20 protein-coding genes are annotated in these 25362 nt (G+C 62.7%); 11 read left to right on the forward strand and 9 right to left on the reverse strand.

The window, feature by feature from the left end; all coding sequences use genetic code 11:
* The first annotated feature begins 11 nt into the window (after nt 1-11).
* The 3 genes from JQ611_RS13845 to JQ611_RS13855 are packed head-to-tail and all read left to right on the forward strand — an operon-like array spanning nt 12 to nt 2028.
* The gene (locus JQ611_RS13845) at nt 12-785 is read left to right on the forward strand and encodes a MotA/TolQ/ExbB proton channel family protein (protein ID WP_212263385.1); all 774 of its coding nucleotides are present in this window, start codon (nt 12-14) and stop codon (nt 783-785) included.
* Nucleotides 782-1414, forward strand: a complete 633-nt coding sequence (locus JQ611_RS13850; RefSeq protein WP_211998808.1) for a hypothetical protein — start codon at nt 782-784, stop codon at nt 1412-1414. Before JQ611_RS13845 ends, JQ611_RS13850 begins: the two co-directional genes overlap by 4 nt.
* A 2-nt stretch (nt 1415-1416) precedes the next feature.
* The gene (locus tag JQ611_RS13855; RefSeq protein WP_212263384.1) at nt 1417-2028 is read left to right on the forward strand and encodes a hypothetical protein; all 612 of its coding nucleotides are present in this window, start codon (nt 1417-1419) and stop codon (nt 2026-2028) included.
* A 111-nt stretch (nt 2029-2139) separates the two neighbouring features.
* Here the strand turns inward: JQ611_RS13855 and JQ611_RS13860 are convergent, their stop codons facing one another.
* The gene (locus JQ611_RS13860; protein WP_212263383.1) at nt 2140-2484 is read right to left on the reverse strand and encodes a hypothetical protein; all 345 of its coding nucleotides are present in this window, start codon (nt 2482-2484) and stop codon (nt 2140-2142) included.
* A 162-nt stretch (nt 2485-2646) separates the two neighbouring features.
* Here JQ611_RS13860 and JQ611_RS13865 point away from each other — a divergent pair, with 162 nt between their 5' ends.
* Nucleotides 2647-2901 carry a hypothetical protein gene (locus tag JQ611_RS13865; protein WP_249133150.1) on the forward strand — a complete coding sequence of 85 codons (255 nt, stop codon included), beginning with the start codon at nt 2647-2649 and terminating at the stop codon, nt 2899-2901.
* 8 nt (nt 2902-2909) lie between these two features.
* Here JQ611_RS13865 and JQ611_RS13870 read toward each other — a convergent pair whose 3' ends face one another.
* Both JQ611_RS13870 and JQ611_RS13875 read right to left on the reverse strand, forming a co-directional pair.
* Nucleotides 2910-3416 (reverse strand): hypothetical protein, encoded by a 507-nt coding sequence (locus JQ611_RS13870; protein ID WP_249133151.1) that lies wholly within the window; start codon nt 3414-3416, stop codon nt 2910-2912.
* 58 nt (nt 3417-3474) lie between these two features.
* Nucleotides 3475-4443, reverse strand: coding sequence for a helix-turn-helix domain-containing protein (locus JQ611_RS13875; RefSeq protein ID WP_212263381.1), 969 nt, complete (start codon nt 4441-4443; stop codon nt 3475-3477).
* 412 nt (nt 4444-4855) lie between these two features.
* On the opposite strand from JQ611_RS13875, the gene xoxF5 reads away from it, so the two are divergent.
* The 5 genes from xoxF5 to JQ611_RS13900 all read left to right on the forward strand — a co-directional run bounded on the left by xoxF5 (nt 4856) and on the right by JQ611_RS13900 (nt 14320).
* Nucleotides 4856-6661: a lanthanide-dependent methanol dehydrogenase XoxF5 gene (gene xoxF5 / locus JQ611_RS13880; protein ID WP_212390538.1), complete on the forward strand. Its 1806-nt coding sequence runs from the start codon at nt 4856-4858 to the stop codon at nt 6659-6661.
* A gap of 109 nt (nt 6662-6770) precedes the next feature.
* Nucleotides 6771-7259, forward strand: a complete 489-nt coding sequence (locus JQ611_RS13885; protein ID WP_211998883.1) for a c-type cytochrome, methanol metabolism-related — start codon at nt 6771-6773, stop codon at nt 7257-7259.
* 67 nt (nt 7260-7326) lie between these two features.
* Nucleotides 7327-8436, forward strand: a complete 1110-nt coding sequence (locus JQ611_RS13890; protein ID WP_212207741.1) for an S-(hydroxymethyl)glutathione dehydrogenase/class III alcohol dehydrogenase — start codon at nt 7327-7329, stop codon at nt 8434-8436.
* 35 nt (nt 8437-8471) lie between these two features.
* Nucleotides 8472-9041, forward strand: coding sequence for an S-(hydroxymethyl)glutathione synthase (gfa, locus tag JQ611_RS13895; RefSeq protein ID WP_212390539.1), 570 nt, complete (start codon nt 8472-8474; stop codon nt 9039-9041).
* 443 nt (nt 9042-9484) lie between these two features.
* Complete coding sequence (locus tag JQ611_RS13900; RefSeq protein ID WP_212465743.1) at nt 9485-14320, forward strand: NAD-glutamate dehydrogenase; 4836 nt, start codon at nt 9485-9487, stop codon at nt 14318-14320.
* 216 nt (nt 14321-14536) lie between these two features.
* Here the strand turns inward: JQ611_RS13900 and JQ611_RS13905 are convergent, their stop codons facing one another.
* Nucleotides 14537-15091 carry a hypothetical protein gene (locus JQ611_RS13905; protein WP_212390541.1) on the reverse strand — a complete coding sequence of 185 codons (555 nt, stop codon included), beginning with the start codon at nt 15089-15091 and terminating at the stop codon, nt 14537-14539.
* 202 nt (nt 15092-15293) lie between these two features.
* On the opposite strand from JQ611_RS13905, the gene JQ611_RS13910 reads away from it, so the two are divergent.
* Together JQ611_RS13910 and JQ611_RS13915 are read left to right on the forward strand one after the other, a co-directional pair.
* Nucleotides 15294-18155 (forward strand): penicillin-binding protein 1A, encoded by a 2862-nt coding sequence (locus JQ611_RS13910; RefSeq protein WP_212465744.1) that lies wholly within the window; start codon nt 15294-15296, stop codon nt 18153-18155.
* On the forward strand, nt 18152-19177 hold the full coding sequence (locus JQ611_RS13915) for a hypothetical protein (RefSeq protein WP_212465745.1): 1026 nt from the start codon (nt 18152-18154) through the stop codon (nt 19175-19177). The genes JQ611_RS13910 and JQ611_RS13915 overlap by 4 nt, the downstream gene beginning before the upstream one ends.
* 94 nt (nt 19178-19271) lie before the next feature.
* On the opposite strand, the gene JQ611_RS13920 is transcribed toward JQ611_RS13915, so the two are convergent.
* The 5 genes from JQ611_RS13920 to JQ611_RS13940 are packed head-to-tail and all read right to left on the reverse strand — an operon-like array spanning nt 19272 to nt 25353.
* Nucleotides 19272-21176, reverse strand: coding sequence for an ABC transporter ATP-binding protein (locus tag JQ611_RS13920; protein ID WP_212465746.1), 1905 nt, complete (start codon nt 21174-21176; stop codon nt 19272-19274).
* A 23-nt stretch (nt 21177-21199) separates the two neighbouring features.
* Nucleotides 21200-22126 carry a glyoxylate/hydroxypyruvate reductase A gene (locus JQ611_RS13925; protein WP_212465747.1) on the reverse strand — a complete coding sequence of 309 codons (927 nt, stop codon included), beginning with the start codon at nt 22124-22126 and terminating at the stop codon, nt 21200-21202.
* A gap of 25 nt (nt 22127-22151) precedes the next feature.
* Nucleotides 22152-23480 carry an FAD-binding oxidoreductase gene (locus tag JQ611_RS13930; protein WP_212263371.1) on the reverse strand — a complete coding sequence of 443 codons (1329 nt, stop codon included), beginning with the start codon at nt 23478-23480 and terminating at the stop codon, nt 22152-22154.
* Between the two features lie 43 nt (nt 23481-23523).
* The gene (locus JQ611_RS13935) at nt 23524-24399 is read right to left on the reverse strand and encodes an ABC transporter permease (protein ID WP_212465748.1); all 876 of its coding nucleotides are present in this window, start codon (nt 24397-24399) and stop codon (nt 23524-23526) included.
* A 3-nt stretch (nt 24400-24402) separates the two neighbouring features.
* Nucleotides 24403-25353, reverse strand: coding sequence for an ABC transporter permease (locus JQ611_RS13940; protein ID WP_212390548.1), 951 nt, complete (start codon nt 25351-25353; stop codon nt 24403-24405).
* Nucleotides 25354-25362: the final 9 nt, after the last annotated feature.

A 25362-nucleotide genomic window follows, 5' to 3' on the forward strand; every position in this document is an offset into this window, starting at 1 on the left:
GAGGTGTCCGGATGCCAACGGCGAGTGGCGATCTTGATTCTTTTGGTGACCGCGGGCCTCTGTTGCGATGGCTGGTCTTCACCGGGCTGTGGATTTTTGCGTTCTTTCTTTTGTGGCGCTTCGGCCTCGTTCGGCAGATGGTCGCTGGCGATCGTACCTATCTTTCGCCGATCATCGCTCTGCTCTATTTTGCGACGTCGCTACACTGCCTGTGGCGCACGATCGTGATCGCACGCGAGGGCGATGCGGCGCGCCGCACCGGCGCATTGATCGCGTCTGGATCGGGTCGCCTTGATCTTGACGGCGACGCCGTCGTCGTCGTCGAAGGCGCCGGCCAGCTTCCAACCGGTCTGGTCGCGGCTCACATTCGCGACCTTGCCGTCAAGGCACGCCTGCAGGGATCCCGGAAGCTCGATCAGACGCTGCTGCTGCGCGGGCTGGCCAGCCGGCTCCGCGGCTCCAACCAGTTTGGCGCCTTCGCCAGCGACACGCTGATGAAGCTGGGCCTGCTCGGTACGATCATCGGCTTCATCATGATGCTGGCGCCAATTGCAGGGTTAGATCCCAGCGACCGCAGCACGGTCAGGTCTTCGATGAATCTGATGAGCGACGGCATGGCGGTTGCCATGTACACGACGCTCGCCGGTCTCGTCGGTTCCATCCTCGTCAGGATCCAGTACTACATGCTCGACGATGCGACCGCGAAGCTGTTTGCCTTCGCCGTCGGGCTGACGGAAGTCCGCGTGGTTTCGATCCTGGAGAATCGACCCGAGGCGGCGGAATGATCGACGAATATGACCTCATGCCGCAGGAGGAGCCGTTCGATCCGTTCGCGGTCATGCTGTTCAAGGCGTTACAGGTCCTCGCATTCCTGTTCTTCGTCGCATTGCTGGCCATCGCGCCCGAGGCAAAGGATGGCAAGATCGACAGCAAGGCGGAATTCCTCGTCACGATGGCCTGGCCCGACCAGCATCCTGATGACTTCGACATGTTCGTCCAGGACCCGCTTGGCAATATGGTCTGGTATCGGCGGCGCGAGGCTGGATTCATGCTGCTCGACCGCGACGATCGTGGTGGCGCCAACGATTTCATTCTGGTCAATGGCCGCAAGGTCCTGTCGCCGATCCGCCAGGAGACGGTCAGCATCCGCGGCATCGTCGCCGGCGAATACACCGTGAATATCTACCATTTTATCGCGATGGGCCGCGAACCCGTGCCGGTCTCGGTGAAGGTCGAGAAGCTCAATCCGACGGTTCAGGTCGTCCACTACGACAAGATGGTGATGCAAAGCGCGGGCACTGAACGCACCGCCGTCCGCTTTTCGATCGACGCCAGCGGCGGCATCGTCGACGTCAACCATCACGAAAAGTCGCTGCTGCAGACGCTGCGCAACCGGCTCAGCAAGAGTGGCTGACCATGGAATTGCAGAAGGAAATCCTGGGTCTGTCGATCGCCTACGCGCTGCTGGCGGCGTTGTTGCTGATATTTGTGCTGCGCGCCCGCGTATCCTGGCAGCTCAAGGCAGCGGCCGTGCTTGTCACCAGCGTCTACTACTGCGTGGCGTTCTTCCGCATCGAAGGCCTGGCCGGCTGGTCGGCGCCCGCACCGCTGCCGTCGCAGTTCCAGTTGTTGTGGGCGCGGGTCGTCGAGCCGAACCCGCTCGATCGCGATCCCGGCGCGGTGCATATCTGGGTCGAGGAACTCGATGCCGCCAATCTTCCGAGCGGTCAGCCGCGGGCCCATCGCTTGCCGTATTCCGCGGCACTCGCGCATAAAGTGACCGCGGCGCGCGACGAGATCATGAAAGGCCATCCGCAGGGCGGACGCGCGGCCGATTACGGATCCGGCAATGGACAACCCGCGCCTGAGGGACCCTCCGATGTCTCGACACTTCGCCCGACGGCTGCACCGGGCGGCGATCCGATGAGCGGCGGTCCGCTCGATCTATCGTTCCTGACCGGTGAAGCCGGGAACATCGAATTCGCGCCACTGCCCGCTCCGATTCTTCCGCCCAAAGACGGGCCCTGACGCTGTTCGAAGCGGCGACGTGCAAGTCAATGAGCACGCCGAATACCTCTGTTCTGCCGCGGCTAGCCGCAACCGATCACGATCGGCGGTCCCGGCCTAATCCCAGCTGGCCTAATCGCAGGCCTTTTCAGCCATTTGCTGATCAGACTTGTGCTGATCAGACTTGGCGCCTTGGGCCTGCTGCGCCGCCGTCGGCTGACCTTGCATCTGCTTTTGCGTATCCTGCGAAGACGCTGCGACATCGCTGGCTGCACGATTCATCGTGCTGGTTGGCGCGTGTTCCTTGGCATCGGAAGCCATGCCGGTGGTCTGGCCGGTGCCAACCGATGCGGGTCCGGAACCCGCGTCCTTCAGATTTGCGGCGCGACCGGTGGTGTCGCAGGGGGCTGCCAATGCGGTGCCGATGCTCAAAACAGCGATCGAGCAAGCCGCGAGAATGAGTCGTTTCGTGTTCATCTAATCCTCCTTGGACCTGCCGCGCGCCCCAGCACGTCAGGACGGAGGAGCAACCGGCTCGGAGGCCACGGGTTCCGGGTGGCGGGTCGAATCTCGCTGTTGTTTAATCGGGCACACCTCATGTTTCCGATATCAGTGTCTACAATTTGCGAGGCTAATCACATGCGACCATTGATCTGCGGAACGCTGGGAGCCCTCCTCGCGATTTGCCTCGTGCCAGCGGTCGACGCCCAGGACAACTCGCAACTCAAGCAGCCGGCACCGGGCTCGGCAAACCCGCCTGCAACGCTGACCGGCAAGGAACGGCTCGGCAGGAAATGGATGGACGAGCAGCGGATCGACGATTGCAATGTGCCTATCGACAAGCGTGGGTCCCAGAAGCGGTCAAGCATCTGTCCGCATGTTCCTATGGGCTGATCAAGCGCTCATACGCCGCCGGGCTGGACGTAACAGAACACGTGACCGTTGCGGTTCATGAAAACGATGCCGTGACCCGTGGGATTCGACTGGTCCCATTTGAGCTTGTAGTGCGGGATTTCGATTTCCGTTCCGTTCTTGACGTGGGGCCGGCCGAGCGGTTCATCCGGCCGGTCATCGGTGATGCGCACGTAGGTCTTGCCATCCCGGACGTGGATTTCATCGGCCCAGTAGGCGTCAGCTTCGCCGCAGCACGATGCGCTGGGAGCGTCGGGCTGCATCAGCGATTGGTACCACTGCCGGATCGCAGGATCCGCGTTTTCCCATTGACCAAGGTCGCGCGCGCCGAGCCCTGTAACGGAACAACCGAAAATTCCGAGAAAAAGGATGATTTGCTTCATCCGTCCCGCTCCTGTGTTCTCCGGCGGGATGATCAAAGCAATGTTCGTGCCGCCAACAGCCCTAAGGAACCAGGCTAGGCAAGGCTCCCGTTGGGCGACGAGCCGCTGCGCCATCGGAGCTTCGATCTACGGATCGGGTTCAGATCAGGGACGCTGTTGCGAGTTGAGGAACTCAGGAAGCGTCTGGAGCCGGGCTGTTGTGCTGCGCCTTCTGGATCGAAGACGGAACAATGCCGAAATACCTGCGGAAGACCCGGCTGAAATGGGACGAACTCGAAAAGCCCCATGAGAATGCGACATCCGTGACGGTCTTGCCGCCGTGCGTCTCCAGTTCATGGCGGCAGTTCTGCAACCGCGCCTGCCAGATATAGTCGCTGACGGTCATGCCCCGGTCGCTGAACAGCATGTGCAGATAACGCTTGGTGCAGCCCAGTGCCGCGGAAATCTGATCGATGCACAGATCAGGATCGCGCAGATGTTCGCGGATGAAGGCCTGAGCGCGAATATACATCGCCTCGGGGCCACCGCGATCGAAACTCGCGTCCGCCTCGCGCAGCGGCAACAGCAACAGATCGATCAGCGAATCGGCAACGACGACCGCGTTGTTCGGCGACAGTCTCGCAGCCTGGTCAAATGCCGCATGCACGAAGTCAAAGGCAATCCGGCCGGTGCCTGTGCGCGCCGAGAGCTTGCACGCCGACATCCGCGCCGTATGGAAGCCGCGCTCCTGCAGCAGCGCCTTCGGCACAATGACGACTTCGTGCCGCGTCAGCGCCGGGCTGATGATCGTATGCGGACAGGATACATCGTAGGCAAGACAATCGCCGGGCATCAGATCGATGCGCCGGCCCTCCTGCTCGAAATAGGAAACGCCATGCGTCTGAAACAATATCTTGACGTAGGGATGCTCGCTGGCTTTTGAACGGGACACGGTGTGCGCGATGCGATGCTGGCTGACCTCGATCTGACAGAGCTTCAGCTTTGAGACCGTCGTGTAGTTGACACGCGCTTCGAGCGACGAAGCTTTCAACGGATCTATGTCAAATTGGCCGCAAAGATCCGTCAGTGCATCCGACCAGCACTGGATCTGCTTCTTCGGCGACAATCCCGAAGTGGTAAGCGAGTGGAGCGTATCAACCATTTCCAGCCACCGATTCGAGAAACGTAACTGTTGCCGCGGGAGACTCGGTCACGGTGAAGTTTGATTTACCTCAATTTAGAACGGTCGTTGTTGCCTAAGCAACGTATGTCCCGGCATCCACTTGACAATCCTCCGACTTAGTTTCTGCGCCGTCAAGGGGAAGGTTCAGTTCGATCGTGCGACATCCGTCGTAGTGCGCCGCACAGCGGCGGTCAAAACCACTGCCTTATGTGTGGCAACGCCCCAGGCGATCGGCAGGAAAACAGAAATCTCGCCGAGGTTCGCTTTGGAGCAAATGCCCTTCCCTCTTGGGCAAGTTTCCCATTCCCGAACGGGATAAAGATACGGGACAAAATCGAAAAAGTGGACCGCCACCTCGGCGGTACCTGGGCTTCATCAGTGGGAGGACGCAATGCGCAGACTGCTATTTGCAACTTGTCTTGGTTCCATGGCGGCGTTCGCCGTGGGCAGCGCCGTAGCCAACGAGGAATTGATCAAAATGTCGCAGAACCCGAAGGATTGGGTGATGCCGGCAGGCGACTACGCCAATACACGCTACTCGAAACTCAACCAGATCACGGCAGCCAATGTCGGCAAGCTCCAGGTCGCCTGGACCTTCTCGACCGGCGTGCTGCGTGGCCACGAAGGCGGACCGCTCATCATCGGCAACATGATGTATGTCCACACGCCGTTCCCAAACAAGGTCTATGCCCTTGACCTATCCAAGGACCAACAGATCGTCTGGAAGTACGAGCCGAAGCAGGATCCGAACGTCATTCCGGTGATGTGCTGCGACACCGTAAACCGTGGCGTGGCCTACGGCGACGGCAAGATCTTCCTGCACCAGGCCGACACCACGCTGGTCGCTCTCGACGCCAAGACCGGTAAACTTGAGTGGTCGGTGAAGAACGGCGATCCCGGCAAGGGCGCAACCGGCACTTCCGCACCGCTCGTCATCAAGGACAAGGTCCTGGTTGGCATCTCCGGCGGCGAGTTCGGCGTGCAGTGTCACGTCACCGCCTACGATCTCAAGTCAGGCAAGCAGGTGTGGCGGGCCTTCTCCGAAGGGCCGGATGATCAGCTCTTGGTCGACCCCGAGAAGACGACCGATCTCGGCAAGCCGATCGGCAAGGACTCGAGCATCAAGACCTGGCAAGGCGATCAGTGGAAGATCGGCGGCGGCTGCACATGGGGCTGGCTGTCCTATGACCCCGCGCTCAACATGGTCTATTACGGCTCGGGAAATCCCTCGACCTGGAACCCGAAGCAGCGCCCGGGCGACAACAAGTGGTCAATGACCATTTTTGCGCGCAATGCCGATACCGGGATGGCCCGCTGGGTCTACCAGATGACGCCCCATGATGAATGGGACTATGACGGCGTCAACGAAATGATCCTGAGCGACCAGCAGTTCAATGGCGCGGAGCGCAAGCTTCTCACCCATTTCGACCGCAACGGGCTCGCTTATACGCTCGACCGCGTCAACGGTGAATTGCTTGTCGCCGAAAAGTACGATCCGAAGGTCAACTGGACCACCGGCGTCGACATGAACAAGAGCTCGCCGACCTACGGCCGTCCCAAGGTCGTCAGTCAATATTCGACAGAACAGACCGGCGAGGACAAGAATACCAAGGGCATCTGCCCGGCCGCGCTCGGTACCAAGGACGAGCAGCCGGCAGCCTACTCGCCGGACACCCAGCTGTTCTATGTGCCGACCAACCACGTCTGCATGGACTATGAGCCGTTCAAGGTGAGCTACACCGCAGGCCAGCCCTATGTCGGGGCGACGCTCTCGATGTACCCGCCTCCCGGCGAATCCCACATGGGCAACTTCATTGCCTGGGACAACAAGACCGGCAAGATCGTGTGGTCGAACAAGGAGCAGTTCTCGGTGTGGTCCGGTGCGCTCGCCACCGCCGGCGGCGTGGTGTTCTACGGAACGCTCGAAGGTTACCTCAAGGCGGTCGATGCCAAGACGGGCAAGGAACTCTACAAGTTCAGGACCCCGTCCGGCATCATCGGCAACGTCACGACCTATGAGCAGGGCGGCCGGCAGTATGTCGCAATTCTGTCCGGCGTCGGTGGCTGGGCAGGCATCGGCCTTGCGGCCGGTCTGACCGATCCGACCGATGGTCTCGGCGCGGTCGGCGGCTACGCTGCGCTTAGCAACTACACGGCGCTTGGCGGATCACTGACCGTATTCGCCCTGCCGCAGTAAACTGAACGATCTACCCTTCCGGCGCATGGACTGGCTCCATGCGCCGGAGCACTTCCCAACAAATCCCGAGGACAAGCTCTTGCGTACAATCTGGTTTGTGGGTGCCGCGATGATCTTCGTGGTATCTGGCGGAATTACTCTCGCTGCAGACGCGGTCGATCCGACTGCCGTCAAGTCCGAGGACGGAAAGTACTTCGACAAGGAAGGCACCCCGACCTTCAAGGTCGCCCCTGACGGCACGGTGGATTGGTACACCTACTCCGGATACCGCCGCTATCACTCGGAATGCCATGTCTGCCATGGCCCCGACGGGATGGGATCGACCTACGCCCCCGCCCTCACGGATTCGGTCAAGACCATGAGCTACGGAGACTTCGTCGGCGTTGTCGCGAGCGGCCGCAAGAACGTGAGTTCGTCGCAGGAGAACGTGATGCCGGCGCTCGGCGATAATCCGAACGTCGCCTGCTACATGGACGACCTCTACATCTATCTGCGCGCCCGCGCCAATAACGCGGTCGGACGCGTGCGTCCTGCCAAGAAGGAAGACAAGCCTGACGCCTACACCGAGGCGGAGAATTCCTGCATGGGCAAGAAATGATCATCCGGAGTGAGCGCGGGGGACAGGTGTCCTTGCAGCGCCCTCAAGACGAAAAGTGGAGTTGAGAATGAAGACGCGCGCTGCTGTGGCTTTCGAAGCAAAAAAGCCGCTGGAAATCGTCGAGGTCGACCTCGACGGGCCGAAGGCTGGTGAGGTCCTTGTCGAGATAAAGGCGACCGGGATTTGCCACACCGACGCCTACACGCTTGACGGTTTCGACAGCGAGGGAATCTTTCCTTCGATTCTCGGCCATGAGGGTGCCGGCATCGTTCGCGAGGTCGGCGCGGGCGTCACGTCACTGAAGCCGGGCGACCATGTGATCCCGCTTTACACACCCGAATGCCGCCAGTGCAAAAGCTGTCTAAGCGGCAAGACCAACCTCTGCACCTCGATACGCGCCACGCAGGGCAAGGGCGTGATGCCCGACGGCACGTCGCGGTTCAGCTACAAGGGCAAGCCCGTCTTCCACTACATGGGCTGCTCGACGTTCTCGAACTTTACCGTGCTGCCGGAAATTGCGCTGGCGAAGATCCGCGAAGACGCCCCGTTCGACAAGAGTTGCTACATCGGCTGCGGCGTGACGACCGGGGTCGGCGCGGTGGTCAACACCGCCAAGGTCACGCCGGGCGCCAATGTGGTGGTGTTCGGACTTGGCGGAATCGGGCTCAACGTGATTCAGGGCGCCAAAATGGTCGGCGCCGACAAGATCATCGGGGTCGACATCAACGACAGCAAGGAAGCATGGGGCCGCCGCTTCGGCATGACCCATTTCGTCAACCCGACCAAGGTCGGCGGCGACATCGTTGCGCATTTGGTCACGCTCACCGACGGCGGCGCCGACTACACCTTCGACTGCACCGGCAACACCACCGTGATGCGCCAGGCGCTCGAGGCGTGCCATCGCGGCTGGGGCGTCTCTGTCGTGATCGGGGTGGCGGAATCCGGCAAGGAAATCGCGACCCGGCCGTTCCAGCTGGTGACCGGCCGGGTTTGGAAAGGTACTGCGTTCGGCGGCGCGCGCGGCCGTACCGATGTCCCGAAGATCGTTGACTGGTACATGAACGGAAAGATCGAGATCGACCCGATGATCACCCACGTTCTCACGCTGGAGGAGATCAACAAGGGTTTCGATCTGATGCACGAAGGCAAGTCGATCCGTTCGGTCGTCGTTTTCTAAAGCCAAAGAACGTCAAACATAAGGAGGATAGGCCCATGACTGTTCACATCCACCCATCGGTCGACAACGGCGTCAAGAAAGGATCGGGCAGCTTTGCCGGCGGCACCCTTGTCTGCAAGTGCGCGGACAAGGCGGTCAAGGTCGGCATCAAGGGTGATGTCGCCCACAACCACGCCTGCGGCTGCACCAAATGTTGGAAGCCGGCAGGGGCAACCTTCTCGGTGGTGGCGGTCGTGCCACGCGAAAATGTGTCGGTGCTGGAAAACGGCGACAAGCTGCAAATTGTCGATGCGTCGGCGGCGATCCAACGTCACGCCTGCAAGGCCTGCGGCACGCATATGTATGGCCGGATCGAGAACAAGGGACATCCCTTCTACGGCCTCGACTTCATCCACCCCGAACTATTCCAGGAAGCCGGTTCGGCGGCACCAGGGTTTGCCGCGTTTGTATCGTCCGTGATCGAAGCTGGCGTCGCTCCGTCCGACATGTCGGGGATCAGATCCCGCCTCACGGAGCTAGGGCTGGAGCCCTATGATTGCCTGTCTCCGCCGCTGATGGATGCGATCGCTACCCACGTGGCGAAATCGAAACCCAAAGCGGCCTGACCTCACAATCGTCTGCGACCGCCGGTGAGCTTACTGCCACCGGCGGAGCCGCGATCAGCCGCGCAAGATTCGGCCTCGCCGAAGACCGTAGTTTGGCTCAGGAAATCGCAGGCTTTTGGTAGCGGGGGAGCGCCACACCCCCTGCTGCATGAATTCCTCGTTCGTAAGCTGTGCCAGCGAGGCTGCGCGAGTGCGCCGTGGCGGGTGTCCTTTCTCGACCTCCGATAACCTACCTGCCAGCAAGTCAAGCCCTCTCGAAGTCGGCTGAAACGCATACTGAAGATGCATTTCTCGAGATTTGATGGCATAATCATCAAGGGCTGCTGAGGCTCCGAGTCCGAGGATTGCGCGTACGCGATCAATCCCGGCCAAAGCGATGCGCCCAAAGAGATGCACTCCAGAATCCAGCGAACGATCGCGGCTGCGGTCAGACGGCGAGAGAAATGGAGGACCTTATGGCGTCGTGGCGTGACGACAAGGCCCGGGCGACCCTGATCCGCGAAGCCGCAGGTAACGTGCAGCCGGGTAAGGCGCCCCGATCCTTTGCCGAGCATCTGTTCGGCCATACCAACCTTGAGGACCTCGCCAACTACGATGCGGCCTCCCTGGCCTTCCTGGCGGAACAGGCCTGGGAGCATGTGCAGCAACGCACGACGGGCCGTGCCGACATCCGTGTCGTCAATCCGATGATGCCCGACGGGCGCGAGATTTCCGTGCTCGAGGTTCTCAACGACAACATGCCCTTCCTGTTCGATTCCACCATGGCGGAGCTCGCCGAGCGGGGCATCGAGGTCACCCTGGTCGCCCACCCGATCATCGCCGTGGAGCGCAACGAGCAAGGCAAGCTGGTGCATTTCTACGGCGAAGCGCTGCCGGAGGGAGCAAAGGGCGAACGCGAAAGCCTGATTCATTTCCACATCGCGCGCCTGGACGCCGATGCCGACCGCCAGAAGCTGATCGAGGGCCTGACCAGGACGCTTAACGACGTGCGCGCCTGCGTCGCCGACTGGCGGGCCATGCGCGCCCGGGTCGAGCAGGCGATCATGACCTTCCGCTCCAATCCGCCGCCGCTGCCGATCGACGAGGTCGCCGAAGCCAACCAGTTCCTGCAATGGCTGTGCGCCGACAATTTCACCTTCCTGGGCTTGCGCGAATATCGATTCTCGCCCGACGCCGATGCGCCGGACGACATCAGCACGGGCGAAGGCCTCGGCATCCTGCGTGATCCCGATGTGAAGGTTCTTCGCCGCGGCGCCGAAATGGTAGTCATGACGCCGGAAATCCGCGAATTCATGCGCGAGCCGACCGTCCTGATGGTGGTCAAGGCCAATGTGAACAGCCGTGTTCATCGGCGCGTCCGCATGGACTATGTCGGCATCAAACTCTATGCGCCCGACGGGCGGCTCGAGGGCGAGTTGCGCCTCGTCGGCCTGTTCACCTCGGGTGCCTATACCCGCTCGGCGCGGCAGATCCCCTATGTCCGCCACAAGGTCGAACAGGTGTTGCAGCGCGCCGGCTTCGACCCGGCCAGTCATTCAGGCAAGGCGGTCCTGCATATCCTCGAAGACTATCCACGCGACGAGCTCTTCCAGCTCGATGCCACAACGCTCTACAATTTCGTCATGGATGTCCTGACGCTCTATGAGCGTCCCCGCGTGCGGGCGCTGGCACGGGCCGACAAGTTCGACCGTTTCGTCTCCATCCTCGTCTTCATTCCGCGCGAGAAGTATGACACCGATGTGCGCACGCGCGTTGGGGACTTCATGGCGCAGGTCTATAAGGGGCGCTTGGCGGCCTCCTACGCTTCCTTCCCCGAGGGATCGCTTGCGCGCGTCCACTACATCATCGGGCGCTATGAGGGCAAAACGCCTGTCGTCGAGCGCGCGACGCTGGAAGCCGAGATCAGCGCCATCGCCGCGACCTGGGGCGACAAGCTGAAGGCGGCGCTCGCCGCCTCCACCGACGGCATGCGAGCGCGCATGCTCGCCAACCGTTACGCCCAGGCCTTCACTGGCGGCTATACCGAGGCCTTCGGCACCTCGCAGGCGATTGCCGATATCGCCACCATCGAAAAGCTTACCCCGGCGCGGCCGGTGGCGATTTCGGCCCACCGCATCGAGGGCGAGGAAGATCCAACGCGCTTCGGTCTCAAGGTCTTCTCGCTTGGCGCGCCCCTGTCGCTGTCGTACCGGGTGCCGGTGATCGAACACCACGGCCTGCGCGTCGTCAACGAGCGCACCTATCAGATCGTGCCTCGCGCCATGCCGGCGCCGGCGCCGGTATGGCTGCACGACATGACGATCGAGGCCAACGACGGCAAGCCGATCGTGATCAGTTCGGAGTTCGGCCATCGCCTGGAAGCCTCGATCATGGCGGTGGTCGGCGATCGGGCCGAATCCGACGGATACAACGCCCTCATCCTGCGTACGGACCTGAGCTGGCGCGAGGTTTCGACCATCCGCGCGCTCTCCCGCTACCTGCACCAGATCCGCGCGCCGTTCAGCCAGGACTACATGTGGGAGACCTTGCGCAAGAACACCGCGATCACCGCCAGCATGGTCGCGCTGTTCCAGGCCCGCCTCGATCCGCGCCTCGCCGCCACCGACGCCGAGCGCTCGGCACGTGAGGCGACCCTCCTCACCGAGATCGAGGAGCAACTCCAATCCGTCGCTTCGCTCGACGAAGACCGCATCCTGCGCCGCTTCACCAATCTGGTGCAGGCAACCATCCGCACCAATCTGTGGCAGATCGGCCAGGACGGACATCCGCGTCCGGTGATCTCGTTCAAGTTCGACGCGCGCAAGATCGAGGACCTGCCGGCCCCGCGGCCGCTCTACGAGATCTTCGTCTATTCGCCGCGTGTCGAAGGTATTCATCTGCGCTTCGGCAAGGTCGCACGCGGCGGGTTGCGCTGGTCTGACCGGCCGCAGGACTTCCGCACCGAGATCCTCGGCCTGGTCAAGGCCCAGCAGGTCAAGAACGCCGTGATCGTGCCAGTCGGCGCCAAGGGCGGCTTCGTGCCAAAACGCCTGCCGCCACCCGCCAATCGCGACGCCTTCATGGCCGAAGGCACCGAAGCCTATCGCATCTTCGTTCGCTCCATGCTCGAACTCACCGACAATTTCGACGGCGACGTCATCGTGTCGCCCGACTCCACCGTGAGGCACGACGGCGACGACCCCTACCTCGTCGTCGCCGCCGACAAGGGCACCGCCACCTTTTCCGACATCGCCAACGCGATCTCGACCGAGAAGAACCATTGGCTCGGCGATGCCTTCGCCTCCGGCGGCAGCCAGGGCTATGACCACAAGAAGATGGGGATCACGGCGCGCGGTGCCTGGGAGGCGGTGAAGCGCCACTTCCGCGAACTCGGCACCGACATTCAGACCATGCCGTTCACCGTCGCCGGCGTGGGCGACATGTCCGGCGATGTGTTCGGCAACGGCATGCTGCTCTCGCCGGCGACCAGGCTGGTCGCGGCTTTCGATCATCGCGACATCTTCATCGATCCCTCGCCCGACCCGGCCGTCAGCCACGCCGAACGCCTGCGCATGTTCAACCTGCCGCGGTCGAGCTGGCAGGATTACAACAAGGGGCTGATCTCGCAAGGCGGCGGCGTGTTCTCGCGCTCTCTCAAGGCCATTGCGCTCGCCCCGGAAGTGCGCACCCTGCTTGATCTCGACAAGCCGCAAGCCACGCCGTTCGAGGTGATGACGGCGATCCTGAGAGCGCGCGTCGACCTGCTCTGGTTTGGCGGCATCGGCAGCTATATCCGCGCGTCGGGGGAAAGCGACGATCAGGTCGGCGATCGCGCCAACGATCCGATCCGCGTCACCGGCGCCGATATCCGCGCCCGGGTGATCGGCGAGGGCGCCAATCTTGGCGTGACCCAGCGCGGCCGCATCGAAGCCGCGCAGAAAGGCGTCAAGCTCAACACCGACGCGATCGACAATTCGGCCGGCGTGAACACCTCCGACGTCGAGGTCAATATCAAGATCGCGCTGGCGCGCCCCGAGCGCGAGGGAAACCTCAGTGCGGCTGACCGCAACACCCTGCTGGCGGCGATGACCGACGAGGTCGGCGCCCTGGTGCTACGCAACAATTATCTGCAGACGCTGGCGCTTTCTCTGGCCGAACGCAAGGGCTTGGCAGAGACCGGCTTCCTCGCGCGCCTGATGCAGTCGCTCGAGCAGCGCGGCCTTCTCAGCCGCGCCGTGGAATTCCTGCCCGACGACGCGGCGATCGCCGAACGCGCCCGGCGCGGCCAATCCCTGACCCGGCCGGAACTTGCCGTGCTGCTCGCTTACGCCAAGCTGACGCTTTACGACGATCTGCTCGCCGCCAGCGTGCCTGACGATCCGTATCTTGCCCGCGAATTGTCTCAGTACTTCCCGCGCGAGCTTGAGGACAAATTCCCCGCTGCAGTGGAGCAGCATCGCCTTCGGCGGGAGATTATCGCCACCAGTCTCGCCAATGCCGTCATCAATCGCGGCGGCCCGGCGTGTGTCGTGCGCCTGATCGACGAGACGGACGCCGAGGTGTCGACCATTGTGATGGCCTTCGTGGCGGTGGATGAATCCTACGGTCTGAAGCGGCTGAACGACGCGATCGATGGGCTCGACACCCGCATCGACGGGCAATTGCAACTTACCCTCTACGCGGCGATTCAGGATCTCCTGCTCTCCCGTATGGTCTGGTATGTGCGCAACGTCGATTTCGAGGCCGGTCTGGACTCGGTCATCGCGCGCTTCGGCCCGAGCATCCGCGAGATCGTCGCTGGACTCGACAAGACCCTTCCGGAGGACTTGCAGACCGGGCGCAGCAAGCGACGGCAGGACCTGATCGATGCCGGCGTCCCAGCCGACGTCGCAGGCGAGTTCGCCGATCTCGACGCCCTGGTCTCGGCACCGGATATCGTGACCGTAGCGGAGCGCACCAGCCGGACCATCGGCGACGCCGCCGCTACCTTCTTCGCTGCCGAGGCTAATTTCCGTCTCGATCGCCTTATCGCCGCGGCACGCACCATCCCGGCCAACGATAACTACGAGCGTCTCGCCATTGATCGTGCCATTGACCAGATCGCAGCCGCCGAAAGAAGACTGGCTGCGGACATGCTGGCAACCGGCCAATGCGGCCAGGAGGCCGCCGGGAACTGGCTGGCGGCTCATCCTGAAGCAACGCGCATCCGCCGCTCGGTCGAGGAGATTGTGGCCAGCGGCCTGACACTCGCGAAGCTGACGGTGGCGGCGAACCTGCTCGGCGATATGGTGAAGGGCTGAGTAAGGCGCTCACGATGAGCGATTCGGGATATGAGCACTCGTAGATATATGAGCACTCGTAGAGCGTCGGTGCGTGTGGGAAACCGGGTTTCGCCAGCAGACGCTTAGCGATCGGGCCCCTCGCGCTCCCCGCGCTGGAGCGGCCTCACATCCTCACCGCGCCTCATGGTGTCCAGGCGCCGTCGCACGACTGCAAATCACTTCGAGCGCAAAACTTCACTCATCCAATTTCTTGCTCAGTTCAGGATCGAGCTTGTTCCGGTCGACAGACTGATAGAACGTGATGGGTCTGCATTTTCCCTCGAAATCGGCCAGGACGATGGCCGTCCACGGATTCGTGGTCTCGCCCGAATTGTCGCGGAGGTCCGGCATGACCTTGCGAGCTGCGATCACATACCAAGCGCGACCAGTCGTTGCGGCCTTCGCAGCCGCAGCGAACTCATCCAGTATTCCGCGCAGGTTTTTGCGCATTTCTTCTTCAGTGTCTCCGCGGAGGTATTTTCGAGACGACTTTCCCGCTTCTCCGTACTCATGATGAATGTTCAACTGCAGTCGGGCATCGTCCACTTCGATCTTGGTCACCCGTATCGCCGCGCCGCCTTCGCGAAGATAGTCTCGCACCCGGACATCGCAGGCCAAAAATCTGTCCGCGGGCGGCTGAGCGACGCTCCCTGCAGGGTTCTTTTTTCGAGGAGCAGCATCCGCAGGCGTCGTGGCGATGGCGGTGCTGAAGAGCGCCGCGGCAAGCACGACTGGAAGAGGGATACTCATGAGTGCGCTGCCAATATGGTATTTTTAGAACGACTGGCCGCAGCGTTGGTTCCGTGGCCCGGCCAGGTCGGAGCGGTGCTGAAGGTCCGGAAAAGCGGACGGCGGCGCCTCGGGAACTTTTTCCTCAACACAGCCTTGTTTATAATATCGTTCTACAAGAACGGGACCTTACGGAGGCGGCTGTCTCGACCGTCGGCAGGTCATGGACACGATTCTCATCAAGATCTTCGCCACGGCGCTGGCCTTCAGCCAGGTCACTACCCGGCCGGATGCGGTCAAGACCGAGTTCGATGCGGCGCGTGACCGCTTCGAGGTGGCGCAGCTTTTGAATGCCGGCTGCGCCCACATGCGCAAGGCTTTCGACATCGAGGACATCAACCTCGACGATCTGATTGCCACTGCCATGGATGACAAGGAGGCACTGAGCAGCGAGATCAAGGCGCTCAAAGGACTGAACTTGGCCGACCTCCACGTGACCTACAAGGAGTTCTGCAAAGTCGAAAAAGTTGAACGATCGCCGGTCGATCTCGGTCAGGTCATCGCTTTCTACAACAGCGCGGTGAAGGATCTGCCCGACGCCGTGCAGCTCAAGCACCTCAGGCTTCCTGGCACCAGCGTAGTCCTCGACAACAAGCGCGAACGCCTTGCCGAGATTTACGAACCGAACAATCGCCGCGTCTGGGTCACGCTTGCGGATATCCCAGAAGTGGTGCGCAACGCATTCATCGCCGCGGAGGACAGGCGTTTTTTCCAACACGCGGGCATTGACGAGCGCGGACTGGTCCGCGCCTTCATCGGCAACTTCACGCAGCCGGGCCGGCCGCAGGGCGGCTCAACCATTACACAGCAGGTCGCGAAGAATCTGCTGGTGGGCAACGACATCACTTACGAAAGAAAACTGCGCGAGATGATCGTCGCCTCGCGGATGGAGCGCGCCCTGACCAAGGCGGAAATCCTCGAGCTCTATCTCAACTCGATTTATCTCGGTCGCGGAGCCTGGGGCATCGAGATGGCGGCGCGCAGCTATTTCGGTAAACCAGCCAAGGCGCTCTCCGCCGTCGAGGGCGCGCTACTCGCCGGGCTCGCCAAGGGACCGAACTACTTCAATCCTGACCGCCACCCTGAGCGCGCGCGCGAGCGCCTTGCCTACGTGCTTGGCCGCATGCAGAACGACGCGATGATCGACGCCGCCGCGGCGCAAGCAGTATTGCCGCAGCTTGTCGAGTACCGGCCGACGCGACGGGACTTCGGCTTTCACTTCGTCGATCAGATCGCCCGCGAGGCAAAGGTGGTCGCAGGCCTCGATACTCTCACCAAATCCTCCTACACGGTGCGCTCGACCGTCAACTCGGCCTTGCAGCGCACAGTCGAAGCAACATTGCAGGAGGGCCTCGCGCGGTACGAGCTGAACACCAATCGGTACAAATTTGAGGGACCCGAGGCGAACATTTCCAATGCTGTCCGTCTGAGTGCGGCTGACCTGAGGGCCACGGAACCGGCCTGGCTCGTGGCGTTGAAGACGACGCGGCTACCTCTCTATGACGTTCACTGGGAATCGGCGGTCGTCCTGGAGAATACGCGTGGCAAAAGCGGCCATGCGATCAACGTCGGTCTGACCGATGGAAGCATCCTGCCGCTGAACACCTGGAGCGCCGCGATCCGGCGCAGTCTCAAGCCGTACGACGTGATCTACGTGCAGGTGCGCAAAGCCAATGCTAAGCAAGCGGCGCGTGCCGATCTGCGCATTCGACCGACCGTGCAGGGAGCGGCACTCGTACTCGAGAACGAAACCGGCCGCATTCTCGCGATGGCGGGCGGCTTTTCCTATCCGGCGAGCCAGCTCAACCGCGTCGTTCAGAGCCTGCGGCAACCCGGCTCCACCTTCAAGCCGCTGACCTACCTCGCCGCCCTTCGGAAGGGATTGCAGCCGAACACGCTGGTGCTGGACGAACCTCTGACGCTGGCACCGATCGGGGCGGCGGCCTCCGGCCAGCGCGGTTTCTGGTCGCCGAAGAACTATGACGGCGGCGCTTCGGGCGCCATTACACTGCGGAGTGCGCTGGAAAACTCCCGGAATCTCGCCACCGCGCAACTGCTCGCGACCGGTCTCGCCGACAGCGCCGAGCGAGGCCTCGACCAGGTCTGCTTGCTCGCGATGGAAGCGCAGCTCTACAAAGAATGCATGCGCTACTACCCGTTCGTGCTCGGTGCCCAATCGGTGCGGCTCATCGACCTTGCGGCGTTCTATGCAGCGATCGCCAACGAAGGCGCACGACCCCAGCCCCATGCGATCGAAACGATCGAACAGGACGGCCGCCCAATCTACCGGCACGATCCGCATGCGCTGTCCTGGATCGGCTTCGCCGACCCCGCATCATTTTACCAGTTGAAATCAATGCTGCAGGGCGTGCTCGCGCGCGGAACTGCGCGCGGAGTGAAGCATCTCTCGCCCTATGCCGGCGGCAAGACTGGTACCACCGATAATTCGGCCGATGCCTGGTTCGTCGGTTTCACAAATGACGTTACCATCGCCATCTGGGTCGGCTACGACAATGGCGACGGCGGGCGCCGCACCCTTGGGCGCGGCCAGACCGGAGGAAAAGTGGCGCTGCCGATGTTCGAGCCGATCGTGCAGGCAGCCTGGGAGCTGCACGCTCCCAAGACGGCGTTGAACGGCCCTTCGCGCGAAGCTTTGCATCAGCTCGTTGCTCTGTCGATCGATCCCCATACCGGCGATCCTGCACCGGCCGGCTCCGGGCGCGCTTTCACCGAGTACCTCAAGAGGGATCCGTCGGGCAGAATCGATGATACGCAATTTCGGATCGTCTCGCGTGCAGAAAGCTACGCCCATCGTGGCAGTCATGACGGAGACGACGGGCCATTCCAGCCGTGGTCCTACGATAACCGCCTTTACGGCGATAACCGGCTGCCCTTTCAATTCCCGAACTGGCGTCTTGGTCCGCGCGAGTATCCCTCCTGGCGCGGATATCCCGATGACGAGGACCGCCTCCCGCGACCGCCGCTCCGAGTCGATCCCGATTATTTCTCGCGGCGGCTGAATTGAGCATCGACGCCATGAGACTGCATCGTGCCGCTGCCCTCATCGCCGCCTGCGTGGCCACTTGCGCGGGCGCGGCCGCGCAGGAATTCCAGCTGGAGCACGTGCCCGCAGCCGCCAGCGTTCCGATCGCCCAGATCAAACCTCGCACAGTCATCTTCGCTGACCAACGCAACGACAAACTCGCCGATTCCGCGACGGGACTTATTCCTTTCGACGATTGGGCCCGCTCGCGTCCGGTTCAGCGGCGCTTCCTCTCGCTCTTCCCGAGCTTCGTTGAGCCCACGCTCAACCAACAAACGAAGCTGACGCTCTCGGTCTACCAGGCGGAGGCGCGGTTTCGACTTCCAAGACCGGCAGCGGCACTGGATCTGTCGCGGTATGCGAACGTCGCGTTCCTCGAGCAGATCGATCCGGCGGTCAAGCACCGGCCGATCACGGCGGGTGATGCTGTTCCCAACAAGGATACGGGCGTCGCCGCGCACAACCGTCCGCCGAACCGCCGCTGGTGCGAGGACGCGAAGGCGATCTGCGTGCAGTCTCGCTACATGTTCGAAGGGAAAATTCCGGCGGGCATTCAGCTTGCCAACAAGCTGCGCGAGGAGAGCAAAAGGCCCATTCCGGAGTTCATCGAGTTCCAGAGTGAAATCGGACTGGTCACGCAGCCGCACCTTGCCGAGCTGCCGAGCCTGACAGGACTCGACTCCACAGTCACCGGTGGGATCGAGCAGAACATCTTTTGGGTGAACCAAGTCATCCAGTTCGGCAAGCTGCTTGCGATTCTGCAACAACATCCGACCGAGCGGGACGCCGCCATCGCGACGGTCTACATCCTGATTGTGGTCAGGAACGACGTGCTGAACAAGCAAAGGGAGTACAGCAAAACACCCGTTCTGAGAAACCTCGTGCCCGCGCAACTGCTCATGGGCAACAGCTCCTTCAACAGCGGCGATTCGCTGAGCGCCGGCCTACCGAAATACGCCAGAAGCCGCATCAAGGCGATCGCCGACATGATGGAGCGGGAATGAGCAGATCGTGTGCGGCGACGAATGGACGCCGGTATGGTGAAGGACTGAGTAAGCGCGCTCACAAGCGTTTCGTGCGTTGCGATGACACTCTTGGTTAGCCCGACCATTCTTCGTCCCAAACCTGGACGACGTGGCCCGGTGTGACCTCGCGGTACTGGCGAACCGGAGGCTGGTAGTCGGGCGCGCGCACCGGGCTTTTGATTTCGTCGTTGGATACACCGCGCTTCTCGGCGCGGCGCGCAGGATCGGGGATCGGTACGGCCGCCATCAGCTTCCTGGTATAGGGATGCTGCGGATTCCCGAACACCGCCGCGCGAGGACCGATCTCGACGATTTCGCCGAGATACATGACAGCGACACGGTGGCTCATGCGCTCGACGACCGCGATGTCATGGGAGATGAAGAGATAGGCCAGACCCATGCTCGCCTGAAGGTCGAGCATCAGATTGACCACCTGCGCCTTGACCGAGACGTCGAGCGCCGAGACCGCCTCGTCGGCGATGATCAGCCTGGGCCCGAGCGCCAGCGCGCGGGCGATGCAGATGCGCTGGCGTTGCCCGCCGGAGAACTCGTGCGGAAAGCGCGACGCCATATCTGCTGTCAGTCCGACGCGAACCAACAGATCGGCAACCTTGTCGCGCGCCTGCGACGAAGAAGCCAGTCCATGGGCATAGAGCGGCGCGGCGACCGCCGAGCCGACCGACATGCGCGGATTGAGGCTCGCGAACGGATCCTGGAAGACGATCTGCATGCGCTTGCGCAACGCGCGCAGGGCCCATGCGCCCATGCCGAGGACATCCTCGCCATCGACCAGCACGGAGCCGCTGTCCGGCTCGACCAGCTTGAGGATGGACCGGCCCGTCGTCGACTTGCCGCAGCCGGACTCACCGACAAGCGCCAGTGTTTCGCCGGCATGCACGCTGAAGGATATGTTCTCCACCGCATGGACGCGGCCCGAGACCTTGCCGAACAGGCCGGAGCGGATCGGAAACCGCGTGGTCAGGTTGGCGACGTCGAGCACCGGCCGTTCAGATGCGGCGACCGTATCGGGCGTCTCCGTCGGTTCATCCGACGTTCCCGTTACCTTGTCGACGATCGGAAATCGCATCGGCCGCGCCCGTCCTTCCATGGAGCCGAGACGCGGCACGGCGGAGAGAAGCGCGCGGGTATAAGGATGCGAAGGCGCGGCGAAGATCCGTGCGGTGCTGTCGGCCTCCACCGCCTGTCCGTCATACATCACCACGGTGCGGTCCGCGATCTCGGCCACCACGCCCATGTCATGCGTGATGAAGAGGATCGACATATCCTCTTCTTCCTGCAGAACCTTGAGGAGCTCGAGGATCTGCGCCTGGATCGTGACGTCGAGCGCGGTGGTCGGCTCGTCGGCGATGAGCAACTTCGGCCTGCAGGCCAGCGCCATGGCGATCATCACACGCTGGCGCATGCCGCCGGAGAAGCGATGAGGATGTTCGTGGAAACGCGACTTCGCCGCCGGGATGCGGACTCTCTCGAGCAGGCGAACGGTCTCGGCTTCGGCCGCCGCGCGCGACATGCCCCGATGGTAGATCAGCGCTTCGGCGATCTGGAAGCCGATGGTCAGCACCGGATTGAGGCTGGTCATCGGTTCCTGAAAGATCATGGCAACTTCGTTGCCGCGCACATCCTGCATGGTCTGTTCAGGCAGCGTCAGGAGATCGCGGCCCGCGAGCTTGATGCTGCCCTCGATGCGGCCGCTTTCTTGCGGAATGAGCCGCATGATCGAGAGCGCGGTGACGCTCTTGCCCGAGCCAGATTCCCCGACGATCGCCACCGTCTCTTTCGCGGCAACGTCGAACGATACGTGCCGGACGACGGGAATCCATCGCCCATCGCGGATGAACGAGGTGGTCAGACCCGCGATCGACAGCACCGGGCTCTGCGCTTGTGCGAACGAACCCGCCGCCTGGGTCGGCTTCGCGCCGGTGGCGAGAGAGTCAGGTCCGCTTGGGTCAATACTCATCCTGAAGCTTTCAATGCACGGTTTCAGTAGCCGCGTTTACGATCGACACGACCCGGCAAGGTTTCACCGCGGCGGTGGCGACCGATGGTTTCGAGTACGAATTCAACCGCCGTTTCCGGCGTCGTCATGCTCGCAATATGTGGTGTGAGGAGAATGCGCGGATGGCTCCAGAACGGGTGGCCTGCCGGCAGCGGCTCCTGTTCGGCGACGTCGAGAACGGCGGCTGACAACAGGCCACGCTCCAGAGCCGCAATGAGGTCTGCCTCGACCAGATGCCCGCCCCGCCCGACATTGACGAGTTGAGCACCACGCGGCAGCGCCTCGAACAGACCAGTATTCAGGATGCCGCGGGTTTCATCGGTCAGCGGCAACAGGCAGACAAGGATGTCGGTCTGCGCGAGGAAGTTCGGCAATGTCTCCCGACCCGCATGACAACTGACACCCTCTATGGTGCGTGGGGAGCGGTTCCACCCCGCAAGCGGAAAGCCGAATGGTTTGAGCCGTTCAAGCACCGCCTGACCGAGCAAGCCAAGGCCCATCACGCCAACACGTCGTTTCGCAGCCGGCGTGACCCGGATCTCGCGCCAGGTCTGCTCGCGTTGCTGGTCAATGAAGTGCAGGAGATCACGGTGCAGCGCGAGCACGGCCATGGTGACATATTCAACCATGCCCTCCGCGATGCCGGGCTCCAGCATGCGGATCAGCGGAACATGGGGTGGGAGCTGCGAGAAATCGAATTGATCGACCCCTGCTCCGACCGAGAAGACGAGTTCGAGATTGCGGAAGGTTGCGGCGATGTTTTCCGGCGGGCTCCACACCGCCAGATAGCGCACCTCTGCCGGATCGCCGACATCGGGCCAGAGCCGGAACGGCAGCTCCGGGGCGCGCGCCGCAAAATGGCGGGCCCATTCGAGGCCGCGGGTCGCGTTCGCCTTGTAGAGGAATGTCATTGCGAGCTGCCCCGATTCGACACCGCTAGAACAGGCTGACCGGCGCCAGCGGCCGGCCGTCGATCAGGCGCGTATGGCTGTAGGCCGCCGGATCGACCAGTGGCGTTTCGCCCGTGACGAGGTCGGCAGCGAGCTTGCCGGCTGCCGGGCCAATGCCAAATCCATGACCGCTGAAACCGGTCGCGAGAAAAAAGCCCGGCAGGGAGTCGACGGGAGAAATCACCGGAATGGTGTCGGGCGTCGTATCGATTGTGCCTCCCCAGGCCTCCGCGACTTCGATGCCCTTTAAATCAGGGTTTGACTTGATCAGCGCCGCGAGCGCCGAAGTGACCAGCGACATATCAGGCGCGGGATCGCGCACCCGCTCGGTCTCGAACGGCGAAGGCTTGTCGAGGCTCCAGTTGGTGCCGCGCATGATCTGATCGAAGAACGACTTTCCGAACGACAGCTTCAGTCCCTTGCGGCGCTGCTTGTAGGTCGGCCAGAAGGTTTTGGCATAGCGAAACAGATCCGGCGACACTTCCACCGTGCCGCGCCCGCGCAGCGCCAGCGTGAAGCCGCCATCGAGGCGGCGGCGAATGCAATAGAAGTCGGTGCCGAGCGCGCCCATCGTGATTTCCGGCGCCGGCGTGGTGCGGCACGCGGTGGCGTTGACGAGGCCGATCGGCAGCTCGATGCCGTGGCGCCGGCAGAACAGCGACGACCACGCCCCTCCCGCCAGCAGCACGGACTGCGTGCGAATGGCGCCCTTCTCGGTGACGACCGCGCTCACCTGTCCGCCCTGGGTTTCGAGCCCGCGCGCGGCGCAGCCCTGGTGAATCGTCACACCGTGCTTGCGCGCGGCGGCCGCGAGCGCCGGCACCGCCATCGAAGGCTCGGCGCGCCCGTCACTCGGCGTGTGCAAACCGCCGACCCAGCTATCTGCATTGCCGGGCACGCGCTCAGCGACCTCGGCCGCCGACAAGACCGTCGAATGAACCTGCTGTTCGCGCGCGATCTCGGCCCATTTCTCCCACGCGGCCAGTTCCTGCGGGTTCTTGGTCAGGAACAAGACACCGGTGCGCCGAAAGCCGGCATCGACACCGGCGTCGTTCTGCATGTCCTCCCACAACCGCAGCGCCTCGCGGGCCAGCGGGATCTCGGCGCGGGCGCGGCCCTGCTGGCGGCACCAGCCCCAGTTGCGGCTCGACTGCTCCGCGCCGACATGCCCCTTCTCGATCAGCGCGACGGAGTGTCCTTTCTTCGCCAGATGATAGGCCGCTGAAACGCCGATGACGCCACCGCCGATGACGACAACATCGGCTTGCGCCGGCAAGCGTTCGTCGCTTGTGATGCGGCTGAGTGGCGGGGACATGAGACTCTCCTGACAGTAAAGTTTATGGACGCCCGTACGGGCTTCATGGGATGTTCATGCGCGGATCGAGCGCGTCGCGCAGTCCGTCGCCGAGGAAGTTGAAGCTGGTCACGGCCAACGTGATGGCAACGCCCGGCGCAATCGCAAGCCAGGGCGCACTGGTCATATAGATCTGCGCATTGTTGAGCATGTTGCCCCAGCTCGCGGCCGGCGGCTGAATGCCGAAACCGAGGTAGCTGACATAGGATTCGAGCAGGATCGCCTTGGCGACGTTGAGCGTCGCCGCAACCACGATCGGCGCCATTGCGTTGGGCACGAGTTCGCGGAACATGATCCGCAGGTTAGACGACCCGAAGGCGACGGCGGCGATCGCGAACTCGCGTTCGCGAAGCGAACGGACCTGCGCTTCCACAACGCGGGCGACGCTCATCCACGCGGTGGCCGCGATCAGCAAGGTGGTGGTCATCAGACCCGGCTCGGTGAGCGCCGCCAGCGCCAGCAACAGAAAGATCGCCGGGAAGCACAGCACGGCATCGACGAACCGCATCAGCACGGCGCCGATGACGCCGCCATAGAAGCCCGCGAAAGCGCCGACAAGGATGCCGACCGCCATGGCGATGGTCATGGCGACGATGCCGATGGAGAGCGACACGCGCCCTCCCATCATCAGCCGCGCCAGCACGTCGCGGCCAAGTTCGTCGGTGCCAAGGATGTGAGCTCCCGACAACGGCGGCGCGAACCGCTTCATGATGTCGATAAAGGTGTCGTCGTACGGCAAAAGATAAGGGCCGAATGCCGAACCCAGCACGAGGATGACGATGGTCACGGCACCCGCCAAAGCGAGCCGATGACGGCGAAAGCGCTGCCAGGCGGCCTGGCCGGGAGCAAGTTGGACGGTCTGCAAGGCTGCGGTGCCCATCGCCTATCCCACCCTGATCCGAGGATCGACGACGGCATAGAGGATGTCGGCGAGAAGCGAGCCGATCAGCACCATCATGGCCGAAAACATCAGGATGCCCATCACGACCGGATAATCGCGATAGCCGATGGAATCGAGGAACAGCCGGCCCATGCCGGGCCAGGTGAACACGGTCTCGGTGACCAGCGCGCCGCCGAGCAATGTCGGAAACTGGAGGCCCGCAACTGTTATCATCGGCAGCAGGGCGTTGCGCAAGGCATGCACGGTCAGGATGCGCCACTCCGGCATCCCCTTGGCGCGCGCCGTGCGGATGTAATCCTGGTTGATGACCTCGAGCATGGAGGAGCGCATGAAGCGTCCCCAGATGGCGGTCTCGACAAGCGCCAGCACGACGGCCGGTGCGATCAGATGATGCAGGAGATCGAGAAAAGAGCCGTCACCGATCGTGTGCCGGTTGCCGGACGGCAACCAGCCGAGCTTCACCGAAAACAGATAGATCGTGACGAGCCCAAACCAGAACGTCGGAATGGAGAGCGCGATCATGGCGCCGACAGTTGCCAGCGAATCGAACAAGGAATAACGGCGCACGGCGCCAAGCACGCCGATCCAGCAGCCGAGCAGAACCGCGATGAGGGTCGCGGTCGCCATCAGTTCGAGCGTGGCGCCGAGATGCGAGCCGATGACGGACAGCACCGCCTCGCCGTCCCGATAGGAACGGCCCCAGTCGCCCCTGACCATGCGGCCGAACCAGTCGAGATACTGGATCGGAAGCGGGCGATCGAGGCCCAGCTGTTTGGTGACGCGATCGAGATCCTCCTGCGTCATTTGCGCCGAGGCGGCGAATTGCGAGAGCGGGCCGCCCGGCGCCAGATGGAGGATCGCAAAGCCGAGCGCCGAGACAATCACCAGCAACATGATCGCCTGCATCAGGCGATTGGCGACGTAACGGGCCATTCAGGCAAT

Source organism: Bradyrhizobium sp. AUGA SZCCT0182, assembly GCF_018130185.1.
Taxonomy (GTDB): domain Bacteria; phylum Pseudomonadota; class Alphaproteobacteria; order Rhizobiales; family Xanthobacteraceae; genus Bradyrhizobium.